This is a genomic window from Acinetobacter sp. 102, from assembly GCF_037028485.1.
GTDB lineage: Bacteria > Pseudomonadota > Gammaproteobacteria > Pseudomonadales > Moraxellaceae > Acinetobacter > Acinetobacter higginsii.
On record NZ_JAZEZK010000024.1, the window covers coordinates 20,799 to 33,255 of the forward strand.

Annotated in this window: 7 protein-coding genes; 6 read left to right on the forward strand and 1 reads right to left on the reverse strand. The window is 41.6% G+C overall.

Features of this window, described 5'->3' with window-relative positions; genetic code table 11:
* Positions 1-42: 42 nt before the first annotated feature.
* Entirely contained in the window at positions 43-1,401 is a 1,359-nt protein-coding gene (dnaQ, locus tag WA352_RS18895) for a DNA polymerase III subunit epsilon (RefSeq protein ID WP_005202374.1), read from the reverse strand.
* A gap of 531 nt (positions 1,402-1,932) precedes the next feature.
* Between dnaQ and WA352_RS18900 the strand changes: the two genes are divergently transcribed.
* The 6 genes from WA352_RS18900 to WA352_RS18925 all read left to right on the forward strand — a co-directional run bounded on the left by WA352_RS18900 (position 1,933) and on the right by WA352_RS18925 (position 12,340).
* Positions 1,933-5,187 carry a LysM peptidoglycan-binding domain-containing protein gene (locus tag WA352_RS18900; protein WP_005202376.1) on the forward strand — a complete coding sequence of 1,085 codons (3,255 nt, stop codon included), beginning with the start codon at positions 1,933-1,935 and terminating at the stop codon, positions 5,185-5,187.
* Positions 5,188-5,193: 6 nt separating this feature from the next.
* On the forward strand, positions 5,194-7,035 hold the full coding sequence (locus tag WA352_RS18905) for an extracellular solute-binding protein (protein ID WP_005202380.1): 1,842 nt from the start codon (positions 5,194-5,196) through the stop codon (positions 7,033-7,035).
* Positions 7,036-7,330: 295 nt separating this feature from the next.
* Positions 7,331-8,401: a microcin C ABC transporter permease YejB gene (yejB, locus tag WA352_RS18910; RefSeq protein ID WP_005202384.1), complete on the forward strand. Its 1,071-nt coding sequence runs from the start codon at positions 7,331-7,333 to the stop codon at positions 8,399-8,401.
* Positions 8,401-9,411, forward strand: a complete 1,011-nt coding sequence (locus WA352_RS18915) for an ABC transporter permease (protein ID WP_005202386.1) — start codon at positions 8,401-8,403, stop codon at positions 9,409-9,411. The genes yejB and WA352_RS18915 overlap by 1 nt, the downstream gene beginning before the upstream one ends.
* Positions 9,389-10,984 carry an ABC transporter ATP-binding protein gene (locus tag WA352_RS18920; protein ID WP_336143646.1) on the forward strand — a complete coding sequence of 532 codons (1,596 nt, stop codon included), beginning with the start codon at positions 9,389-9,391 and terminating at the stop codon, positions 10,982-10,984. The genes WA352_RS18915 and WA352_RS18920 overlap by 23 nt, the downstream gene beginning before the upstream one ends.
* 111 nt (positions 10,985-11,095) lie before the next feature.
* Positions 11,096-12,340 carry an NADH:flavin oxidoreductase/NADH oxidase family protein gene (locus WA352_RS18925; protein ID WP_336143615.1) on the forward strand — a complete coding sequence of 415 codons (1,245 nt, stop codon included), beginning with the start codon at positions 11,096-11,098 and terminating at the stop codon, positions 12,338-12,340.
* The last annotated feature ends 117 nt before the right edge of the window (positions 12,341-12,457 follow it).

Sequence of the window (12,457 nt, forward strand, 5' to 3'; positions counted from 1 at the left end):
TTTAGAGGCTTGAAATACAAAAAATTACATTGACTGGAAAATTTATTTTGCGAAAAGGCAAGGCTCTCCATGTTTTTGTTCAAATTGTTTGACCCAGGTCTCATGTTCATTTAATTCATGTTCAGACGGTTGAATCACAGGTAAGTCAACTTGGACACGTAGGCGGGTGGATTTATTTTGATTTTGTTCTGTTTGAGAAAGGGCGTCCATATCAAATGAGACTTGCCCACCCGTCATGGCAAGATAAACATCGGCTAAGATTTCAGCATCGAGTAAGGCACCGTGGAAAGTACGATCTCGTGCTGGAATTTCATAACGGCGTACCAAAGCATCCAATGAGTTCTTTTGACCAGGGTGCTTATTCTTGGCCAGTGCCAAGGTATCGGTAACCTCACAAACCTCAGACAATAAAGGTAAGCCAGCACGTTTGAACTCCATATCTAAGAAGTTCATATCGAAGGTCGCGTTATGCGCGATAATTTCGGCGCCTTTTAAGAAGGCAAAAAGCGTATCGGAAATTTCAGCATATTTCGGTTTGTCTTTTAAAAAGTCATCGCTGATACCATGCACATTTTCAGAGTCACCGACGGGTTTTTCTGGATTGATATAGATATGAATTGAACTACCCGTGAGTTTACGGTTGATCATTTCAATTGCACCGACTTCAATAATACGGTCGCCATCTTGATAGTAAAAACCTGTGGTTTCCGTATCAAGAATGAGCTGGCGAGGGCCCTGTAGATGAACTTTGGCTTCTGTAATGACAATATTTGGATGCTGATTTAATGGAGCGGCTTCGACGACCACTTCATCTGATGCTGTATTGTCACCCATATTATCCAAGACTTCTTCAAGTTCTGATTCTTCGATCATTTCATCGCTATCCATATCAATATCTAATCCGAAAGGGTCATTTAAGAGCCAATCGGATTCAGGCTTTTTTGTATCAGCGTTAGCCTGTGTTGGCGATTTTAGTTGTTGAGCGGTTTGTTCTGCACCTAAATTTGCCAATTGGTCTGCCATTTCATTACCTGCATGTCCAGCATGGCCTTTAATCCAGTTCCATTCGATCTCTCGGTTGGCACAGACCGCATCCAGTTTCTGCCATAAATCAGGATTTTTAACATCTTTCCAGTTTTTCTTTTTCCAGCCATGAATCCATTCAGTAATGCCTTGTTTGACATAATTGGAGTCTGTCCAAATAATTAAACGGGCATCGGTCGGGCAAAAAGAAACGCCTTCGATCGCAGCTTGAAGCTCCATACGGTTATTGGTTGTTTCAGGTTCGCCACCAAACAGCTTGTGTTCACCTTGTTCGGTAATGACATACGCGCCCCAACCCCCAAGACCTGGGTTACCCTTGCATGCGCCATCAACGTAAAGTGTGATTGTTTGTGACATATTTGAACCTGAACAATAAGCAGAATAAGAAGTTGAATATTTTAATCGCACAAAAAGTTAGCCAATATTCAAGTGTTACTTAAACATAGAACAAAAGAATAAGACTTTTACTTGAGCTAAAATAAGCAGGGAATTTTAGCATCCCCATAACAATAACAGCTATTGTAAAGCTAAATTTGGCTTCTGAACGTTACAAAACTCATCTTTTTTAATTTCTTGTAACATTTCCATGCAAATCACGTTAAATTATTGCCTTGTCTAAGTGACATGCTTTACTACAATGGCTAAGTCTGTTGACGTTTCACAGATGACAGAAGAGTTTTGCCTTGTGCTGTGACCAAAGCAGTGCTTTGTACTTGCTCAAGTCATGGCTAAAACTTTTCCAAACTTCGTTGTGAAACTTGACAAAGAGCGATGATTGTCTTTGTCCCATGCCTTGTTTGAATGGTTTAGCCTATAACGTATGCATGGTTGAAACATCAATAGCCCCTAATTAAGAAATAAACTAGCGTGAGTTGACTGGAAGTTTTTATGTATAAATCGAGCACATTGGTGTCGCAAGCATCTGCAACATCATTATTCAAAATTACTGTACTCACTTCTGCTCTCGTTGCGTTGGGAATCACCACAGGTTGTTCTTCAACACCTCAATCAAGTAAAAGCTCGTCTTCAAAGCAAGCTGGCTCAGGTTATTTAGATGCAAGCAGTTTAGATTCACTTGAAGACTTATTGTCTGCAACCGACATGCGTGCTGTGGAAGGCGACCGTTTATTGGTACTGAAACATGGTGATGTGTGGAAACGAATGACGGTTGGATTCAAGATGGACTTGAACCATTGGGATTCACGAATTGAAGCACAACGTAGCTGGTTTATTTCTCGTCAACCATATTTAGATCGTTTAAGTGCGCGTGCCAGCCGCTATTTATATCACACCGTAAAAGAAGCTGAACGTCGTGGTATGCCGACAGAATTGGCATTACTGCCGATTATCGAAAGTTCGTATGACCCAGCAGCAACCAGTAGTGCAGCAGCAGCAGGTCTATGGCAGTTCATCCCAAGTACAGGGCGTATTTATGGTTTGCAACAGACCAGCCTCTATGATGGACGTCGTGATGTAGTCGAATCGACACGTGCTGCGTATGAATTCTTTGGTAGCTTATACAATCAGTTTGGTTCGTGGGAACTGGCATTAGCTGCATATAATGCGGGACCGGGTCGTATTCAACAGGCGATTAACCGTAACCGCGCTGCAGGTTTACCAACCGATTATTGGTCATTGAAGCTTCCACAAGAAACCATGAACTATGTTCCACGGTTTTTGGCTGTTGCTCAAATTATTAAAAACCCAGGTGCATATGGTGTGAGCTTACCACCAATTGCAAACCGTCCTCACTTCCGTGAAGTAAGTCTGGCTGGTCCAATGGAACTCAATCAGATTGCATCGATTACGGGCTTAAGTCGAGCTGAACTCTATGCACTGAATCCAGCTTATCGTGGCGAAATGGTTGACCCAATGAGTCCAATGCGGATTTTAATTCCAGCAGATTTAAGTCCCTCAATCGATGCGAAATTACGTTCTGGTAAGGCAAGTTCTGGTGGATTCTGGGCTAGCAATAAAAACCCACCGCCAATGAATACCAATCCACTGAGCAGCTCAACGACGATTCGTACAACGACCAATAGTGGGCAAAGTATTACTGCATCGACAGCAACGCCACCCAATTTAACGGCAAGTAATACAACACGTCCAACAACTTCCTCAATCAGTACCAGTAAAGTTAATACGCCTAGAGGTTCGGATGCGTTGGCTTCATTTGCTGCAGGGGCTGATGTTCCAAGCGCACCACGTATTCCTGTCGCAATCACGCCTGCCGCAAATGTGAAGCCTGTGGTGACTGAACCACCAATTTCTTTAAAAGAACGTGAGCAAATTAGTGCCGCAATAAAAGAAGAAGGCAAAAAAGAAACGGTTGCACAAGTCTTAGAGCCACAAGCGACTCAAGCTGAGAAAGATCAAGTTGTTGCAGAAATTAAGGCAATTGCACCAAAAGGCACAGAAATTGTTGATCCATTCGATGGCAAAATTAAATTAACTGCGATTCAAACCAGTCAATCGGTTGCTGATGAAAAAGGTCAAGAGGTGAGCCGAGGCTTCTCTTATCCAAAAAACTTGGTTGAAGATACTGCCACTGCAAACAGTGAAGACGCCAAACGCAACCAAGGCAAGCCATACATTAAAACCGATACGGATGTTGTTGTCGTTGCACCAAAAGGCAAGCGCAGCACCTATGTGGTACAGCCTGGCGATACCTTAGCTGTGATTGCGCAAAAAAATGGCGTGAACTGGCGTGATGTTGCCAAGTGGAACCAGATTGATCCAAACGGTACCTTATTTGTTGGTGCAAGCTTATATTTATATGATGCCAAACCAGAAGCACCTAAAGCTGCTGAAAAGCCAGAGAGCTATGTAGTGCAGTCGGGTGATAGCTTAACTAACTTGGCTTCACGCTTTGATTTAACTCTAAAACAGTTGGCGGATTATAATAATTTGTCTGTGACTGATGGTTTGTTCGTTGGGCAAAAATTAACATTGATTGAGCCAAAAAATAATGCCCGTACAACGCAACAGGCAGCACGTGTGACTGACAGTAAGGCAACAACGACTCAAAAAGTTGCAACCAAATCATATACGGTGAAGCGTGGCGAATATTTAAAGCTGATTGCGGATCGTTATGCATTATCGAATCAGGAATTGGCTGATTTGACCTCTGGTTTAACTGCGAGCAGTAGCTTGTTCGTTGGACAAAAAATTAATGTGCCGTTACACGAAGTTTCTCAGACTCAGGAAACACCTGAGCCAACGAAGACGAACGTAAAATACGAAAATGTAAGTGCATCGACTAACTATAAAACTGAAAACTATACCGTACAGCGTGGCGACACTTTATCAAGTATTGCAACCAAGTCGAAAATTAGCTTGAGTGAGTTGGCTGAGCTAAATAATTTGAAGTCAAATAGCGGCGTGCGTTTGGGTCAAAGCATCAAGATTCCTGCGGGTTCAACTGTACCTGATCAGTATGTGGTGCAGTCGGGTGATAGTTTGAATGCGATTGCAGCCAAGTACAATCTTCAACTGAGCTATGTTGCCGATCTGAATGGCTTGGAAAGAACGTCGGGTGTACGTGTTGGTCAACGTTTGAAACTGACGGGTGATGTGCCTACAAAAACCACTGCGAGCAATACGACCAAATCGAGAGAAGAAACTACACCTGATATTTATACGGTTAAATCTGGTGATACTTTAGGCAATATCGCGAGTCGTCATAATTTACAGCTCGATTATGTTGCTGGTTTAAATGGTTTAACACGCGGCAGTAATGTTCGTATTGGGCAAAAGCTAAAATTGACAGGTGATTTACCGAAAGCTGAAACCGCAAAGGTAGAGAATAGTAAAACAACACCAAAAACATCAGCACCAAGCCGTAATACTGAAAGATATAGTGTCAAAGCAGGTGAGTCTTTGAACAGTATTGCTAATCGTTTTGGGATGTCTGGTCGTGAACTGGCTGAGTTAAATGATCTAAAAGCCAATGCAAGCCTGCAACGTGGTCAAAGTATTTCAGTCCCTAAAACAGTGAGTGAATACAAAGTAAAACGTGGTGATACGCTGATTGGTTTAGCAAGTCGTTATGGTTTAGATACAGGTGCGCTGGCAGAAATGAATGATTTAACGCCAAGTACCCAGTTACGTATTGGTGACGTGATTAAAGTGCCTAATCTGTAATTGTAAATGATTCATTTACGTTTAATCAAAAGGCTTAGTCTATATGCTGGACTAAGCCTTTTTGCTCAGTCTCCATTTGCGGCAATGCAAACCACGCCGTATTTGGCGATGCATGTACAGCCTAAATATGCACAGTTGAAGGTGATGCCTTATGCTAATCCGAATGCACCGAAGGGTGGTACGCTGAGCCAATCGAGTTTAGGGACATTTGATAATTTAAACAGCATGAATGGCAAGGGCAGTTCAACCGAAGGCGTTAATTATCTGTTTGATAGTTTGATGGATCGTTCGCTGGACGAGCCGCGTGTGATGTATCCGCTGCTTGCAGAAAAGGTCAGTTATGATCCTGATCAGCTGCAATCGGTGACCTTTCACTTGAATCCACAAGCACGATTTAATAATGGTCAGCCTGTAACTGCTGAAGATGTGAAATTTACCTTCGATACTTATCAGACCAAAGCCAATCTGGGCTTTCAAATGTATTTGTCAGATTTGGCTAAAACTGAAATATTATCTAAACATCAAATCAAATTTATTTTTAAGTCTAAGAACAATGTGGAAATGCCACTGATTGTGGCGAGCCTGCCGATCTACTCAAAATTGGATTGGAAAAATAAGAACTTTGGTCGTGTCACCCTTCAACCGATTATCGGTTCAGGCCCTTATGTGGTAGATCGTATTGATGCAGGGCGTAGTATTACCTATAAGCGCAGTCCAAACTATTGGGGCAAAGATTTGCCAGTAAACAAAGGCCGCTATAATTTTGATCGACTGAAATATGTGTATTATCGAAATTTAGATGTGAGTTTTGAAGGGTTTAAATCTCGACAATTTAATTTATACGAAGAAAAAAATATCCGTAATTGGGTCACAGCCTATCAGTTTCCAGCAGTGAAATCAGGTTTAGTCAAAAAGTATAAAACGCAGTTAGGTACTCCTCTAGATATCCAAAGTTTGGTGTTTAATATCCGCCGTGCGCCACTCAATGATATTTATCTACGTCAGGCATTAACCTACGCTTATGATTTTGAGTGGCAAAATAAGGCACTGTTCTTTAATCAAAATCAGCGTTTACAAAGTTACTTTGATAATACTGATTTGGCTGCAACTGGTCGCCCGAGTGCTGCTGAACTAAACCTATTAAAGCCATATTTGGCCCAATTCAATCCAGTGATGCGACAAGGTATTTTGGCTGATTGGCGCTATCCTGTTTCCGATGGCAGTGGTTTCAATCGGCAGAATTTATTGACTGCACAACAGATCTTAAAAGATGCTGGTTATCAAATTCGCAATGGGCAGTTATATGATCGAACAGGTAAAGCCATTCGAATTGAATTATTGATGCAACAAGAAAATCCACAGCGTGAATTAATGCCTTTTGTGCGCAATTTGAAGCGTTTAGGTATTCAGGTTCAACTACGGCAGGTGGATGTACCGCAATATATGGAACGGATTCGTCATCAAGATTTTGATATGATGGTGCTGAAACTGCCACAGACTTTAACTCCAGGAAAAGAACAGGCCCAATTCTGGGGGAGTGCAGCAGCAGATGAGGCGGGTAATTATAATTATTCAGGGATTAAGAATCCTGCGATTGATCAGATGATCGCGAAAATTGTGGCGGCAAAAACACGCGATGAGGTGGTGTTGTATACGCGTGTGCTTGATCGTTTATTGCGTGCAGGATATTACCAAATTTTGACTTATGGAAAGCCTGAGCGTTGGTTTTCCTACTGGGATATCTATCAGCAGCCTTCGGTTAAACCAAAACTTTCTGTAGGATGGGAGTATTGGTGGGTCGATGCAAATAAGGCTAAGAAACAGGAGCAGTCTATACAAAAGCATTAATTAGAATGGTTTGGACTAGCGTTTGATGAAGTCGTTAGATTAATATAACGGAGTCTTACCGAGTTCTCATCTTAATTTCAAGATAAGCTTTCAGCTGGAGTTACTTTTGTTTCGCCCAAAGTAACCAAAGGCATTGTCATCCACAAAACCTGTTTAGTTATTGGGCCTCTTTTATTCTTTCGCAAAACATTATCTTGTTTAAAACACGCAGGTTGTGGATGACGTTTCCGTGTATTTTATCTCATGTTAGATTTCATAAAAACTTAGTAAATAAATTAATAAGGGTTCGACTTCAATGGTTCACTATATTCTAAAAAGAATGTTATTGATGATCCCGACATTATTTTTCATTTTATTGATTAATTTTTGTATTGTGCAAATTGCCCCAGGCGGACCAGTCGAACAAGCGATTCAGCAAATCCAAAATGCGCAAGGCTTAGGGGTAGGCAATAATGCGCCCTCAGGTTTGACCACCTTGGCACAATACGAGGGTGCGCGTGGTTTAAGCCCTGAAATGATTGAAATAATCAAAGCCCAGTATGGTTTTGATCGTCCTGCTACTGAACGCTTTTGGCTGATGTTGAAAGGCTATTTAAGCCTAGATTTTGGGAACAGTTTTTTTAAAGATAAACCTGTGACCCAACTGTTATACGAAAAGCTGCCTGTTACGCTGTCTTTGGGCTTGTGGAGCACCTTTCTGATCTATCTGATCGCAATCCCGCTAGGTATCAAAAAGGCCAAAAATAATGGCTTGCTGTTTGATCAATCTACTTCCTTATTATTAGCCGTAAGTTATGCCATTCCATCCTTTGTATTTGCTATTGTGTTGATTGTTTTCTTTGCGGGTGGCAGTTATTTGCAATGGTTTCCATTACAAGGTCTGGTTTCAGAGAGCTTTGCCCAATTGAGCCTCTGGGCAAAAGTACAAGATTATTTGTGGCATATGTATTTGCCCATCTTGAGTATGGTGCTCGGTAGTTTTGCGGCGTTAACTTATCTGACGAAGTATTCATTTGTTGAAGAACTGCAAAAGCCCTATGTACTGACTGCAAGGTCAAAAGGACTGAATGACAATCAGATTCTTTATGGGCATGTGTTTCGCAATGCAATTTTAGTGGTTGTGGCCGCTTTACCAGAAGCTTTGGTCGGCATTTTCTTTGTCGGTAATTTATTTATCGAAATCATTTTTAATTTAGATGGAATTGGTCTATTAGGTTTTGAAGCGATTACTCAGCGTGATTATCCTCTGATTTTTGGTACTTTATTTTTATTTACCTTATTCGGGATGATATTGCGTTTAATCGGTGATGTACTCTATCAAGTGATTGACCCACGCATTGATTTTGAATCAAGAGGTGGAAAATAATGTCCCCTTTGATGCGTGCACGTTTTGATCGATTTAGGCAAAATAAATTGGGATTTCGCTGTCTGATTTTATTTTTAACGATCTTTGTATTGTCCTTATTTGCTGAATTGATTGCCAATGATAAACCATTGTTGGTTCGCTATCAGCAGTCTTTTTATTTCCCGATTTTGAAAGATTATCCAGAAACGACCTTTGGCGGCACCTTTGAAACTGCTACAGATTATCAAGACCCAGCCGTAAAACAATTGATTCAAAAACATGGCTGGATGATTTCTCCACTGGTTACTTTTGCTTATCAAACACCAAATTTATCATTGGCAGTACCTGTGCCTTCAGCGCCAAGTTCGCAAAATTGGCTTGGAACTGATGACCAAGGCCGTGATGTATTTGCCCGAATTTTGTATGGCCTGCGTGTTTCTCTTTTATTTGGGTTTGCTTTAACCCTATGTTCTGCGGTGATTGGCATCATGGTTGGCGCAATACAGGGCTACTATGGCGGCTGGGTTGATTTAGTTGGGCAGCGGATTTTGGAGGTCTGGGGTGGTCTACCAATGTTGTTCATTGTCATGATCTTGGTCAGTATGTTTAGTCCCAGCATTTATTGGCTATTTTTGATCATGTTGCTATTTGGTTGGACTCAGTTGGTTGGGCTCGTACGTGCAGAGTTCTTGCGTGCGCGAAATTTTGATTATGTCCGTGCAGCGCAAGCGTTGGGCGTAACGGATCATAAAATTATCTTTAAGCACATTTTACCGAATGCAATGAGTTCAAGTTTGTCACAGATTCCGTTTATGTTGACCGCCAATATTATTGCCTTAACTGCATTGGATTTTTTAGGTTATGGTCTACCGCCTGATGCTGCATCATTGGGTGAATTATTATTACAGGGTAAAAATAATCTAGATGCGCCGTGGTTGGTGCTGTCTGGCTTTTTTACATTGGCGATTGTACTTTCGTTATTGATTTATATCGGGGAGGCTGCACGTGATGCATTTGACCCAAGACGATAAACCGCTTGATCAATCCCCGTTATTAACGGTTCAACAACTGAGTATTCGTAGTGAAACAGGACAAAGCTTGCTTGAAAATTTGAGCTTTGATTTATATCCAGAGCAGACGGTTGCGATTGTTGGAGAGAGTGGCTCTGGTAAAACCATTAGTTTGTTGGCTGTGCTGGGTGTGTTGCCTGAACATTTTACAGTACAAGGCAAAGTGGAACTCGATGGAGAAAATGTGCTGGCTTTGAGCAAGAGTCAGTTACAGCAGATACGTGGCAAACGCATAGCTATGATTTTTCAGGAGCCGATGACCGCTTTAAATCCTTTGCACAAAGTAGAGCAGATGCTAGGCGAGAGTCTAATGCGACTCGGTATTGCCAAGACTGAGATTCGAAAACGGTGTGTGGCGTTGTTGCAGGATGTCGAGATCCACGATGCAGCACATATACTGAAGTGCTATCCACATGAGTTGTCTGGTGGGCAGAGGCAACGAGTCATGTTGGCAATGGCTTTGGCTTTAGAGCCTGAGATTTTAATTGCGGATGAACCAACCACGGCTTTAGATGTGGTATTACAAGCACAGATTTTAACGTTGTTAAAACGCGTACAGCAGCAACGAAAGATGGCGATTATTTTGATTAGCCATGACCTTAATTTAGTTAAGCATTATGCAGATCAGGTTGTGGTACTGAATCAAGGACAAGTTGAAGAGCAGGGTGAAGTTCAGAAGATATTTACCTATCCTGAAACGAGCTATACACAGCATTTGCTCAATCATAATTTTGGACAAGCTTTGGCGATACAGCCGACGCAAACCTTGCTTGAATTAAATAACGTCACAGTAAAATATCCGATTCAGCAGGGATTATTTCATTGGATTAAAGCTTATAAAGTTGCAGCAGAATCCATCCAGTTGAGTCTGTCTCAGGGAGAGGCTTTAGGCATCGTTGGAGAGAGTGGTTCAGGTAAATCATCTTTGGCTTTTGCAATTGCAAGGCTGATCAGTAGCGAAGGTTCTATTCATTTTCAGGCACAAGATTTAAACCTGTTGACTCAAAAACAGCTTCGACCACTTCGACGTGATTTTCAGATTGTGTTTCAGGATCCATTTAGTAGCCTGAATCCTCGTATGTCAGTTGAACAGATCATTGCCGAAGGGCTTCATCTTCAACCCATTTCAATGCAACAGTGCCAAGCTGAAGTTGACGCTGTTTTGGCAAAAGTCGAATTATCTTTAGCGGACAAAGATAAGTATCCACATCAACTTTCTGGTGGGCAACGGCAACGTGTGGCACTTGCAAGAGCATTGGTGCTAAAACCAAAGCTACTGATTCTGGATGAACCGACCTCGGCCTTGGATCGGACTACGCAGTTGGCTATCATTCAATTGTTACGTCGTTTGCAGCAGCAAGAACACATTAGCTATATCTTTATCAGTCATGACTTACAAGTCATTAAAGCACTGTGCCAAAAAGTCTTAGTGATGCATCAAGGCAAAGCCTTGGAATATCAAACCACAGCACTTTTATTTAGCCAGCCTCAGACTGAATATACCCGTCAGCTTATTTCTGCTAGCGAATATTAGCATTGTAATTAAATTGACATATGCTATTGTCAGTTCATCGGAAGAATGCTTGACAGTAACAATAATCAGATTAAATTAGAGCAAATACTCTAATTGTAGCAGAGGACGACCATGAGTCAGATTGCAGACAGTATCCAGATTCGTAACACCACATTTAAAAACCGTATTATCAAAGGGGCAATGAGCGAAGCGCTCGCGAATGATGTAGGACAACCCAATGATCTATTGATTGGTTTATACGAAGCGTGGGCAAAAGGTGGTTTGGGCTGTGCCATTACAGGAAACGTAATGGTGAATGTAGGCGCTAAAAATGAACCGGGTGTGGTTGCAATTGAAACCGAGCGTGATCTGGAAAAACTCAAGCAATGGGCTGCTGTTGGGAAAAAACATGGCATGGTGCAATTGATTCAGTTGTCACATCCTGGTCGCCAATGTCCAAAAGGTCTAAATAAGGAAACGGTTGCACCTTCAGCTGTGCCTTTTAGCCCAATGCTTGCAGCAATGTTCGGTACGCCACGCGAGCTTAAACATGAAGAAATTTTAGATATTATCCAACGTTTTGCGACAGCAGCAGCAGTATGTGAAAAAGCAGGTTTTGAAGGTGTACAGTTGCATGGCGCACACGGTTATCTGATTAGCCAGTTTCTATCGCCTTTAACCAATAAGCGTACGGATCAATGGGGTGGTTCGATTGAGAATCGTATGCGTTTCTTGATTGATGCTTATCAGGCGGTACGCGATGCAACTTCTGAAAACTTTATCATTTCGGTCAAACTGAACTCAGCAGATTTCCAACGTGGTGGGATCACAGAAGAAGATGTCATTACCGTTTTCAAAGCGATTGATGCTGCGGGAATCGATATTATTGAAATTTCTGGGGGAACCTATGAAGCCCCTGCAATGGCAGGTGCTAAGGCAGAAAAACGTAAAGCCAGTACCATTGCGCGTGAAGCTTATTTCTTGGAATTTGCAGAAAAAATTCGCCAACATGTTGCCTGTAAATTGATGGTAACAGGTGGTTTCCGTACTGTAGAAGGTATGAATGCTGCACTTGAAAGTGGTGCATGTGATTTTATTGGTATTGCACGTCCATTGGCGGTTGAAGTTGATTTAACAGATCGTTTGATTGCAGGGCATGATGTGCGTTATGCAGTGAATCAAATCAAAACAGGAATTCCATTTGTCGATAAAATGGCAATTATGGAAATCATTTGGTATGCAGCGCAGTTTAAGGCCATTGGACAAGGTAAAAAGCCGAATCCAAAATTATCACCATTGTTGGTATTCTTAAATTATGCGAAGGGGAATATCAAGGCGGTTGTAAAAGGTCGGGTAAATTCACGTAAATCTGCATAATATATTTTAGGACTCTTCGGAGTCCTTTTTATTTTAGTGAATAAAAATACTGGTTAAACAATTCTTTTAATAATTTGACTATTTCATTTAGAATATTTTTCGTATTAAGGGGAATAT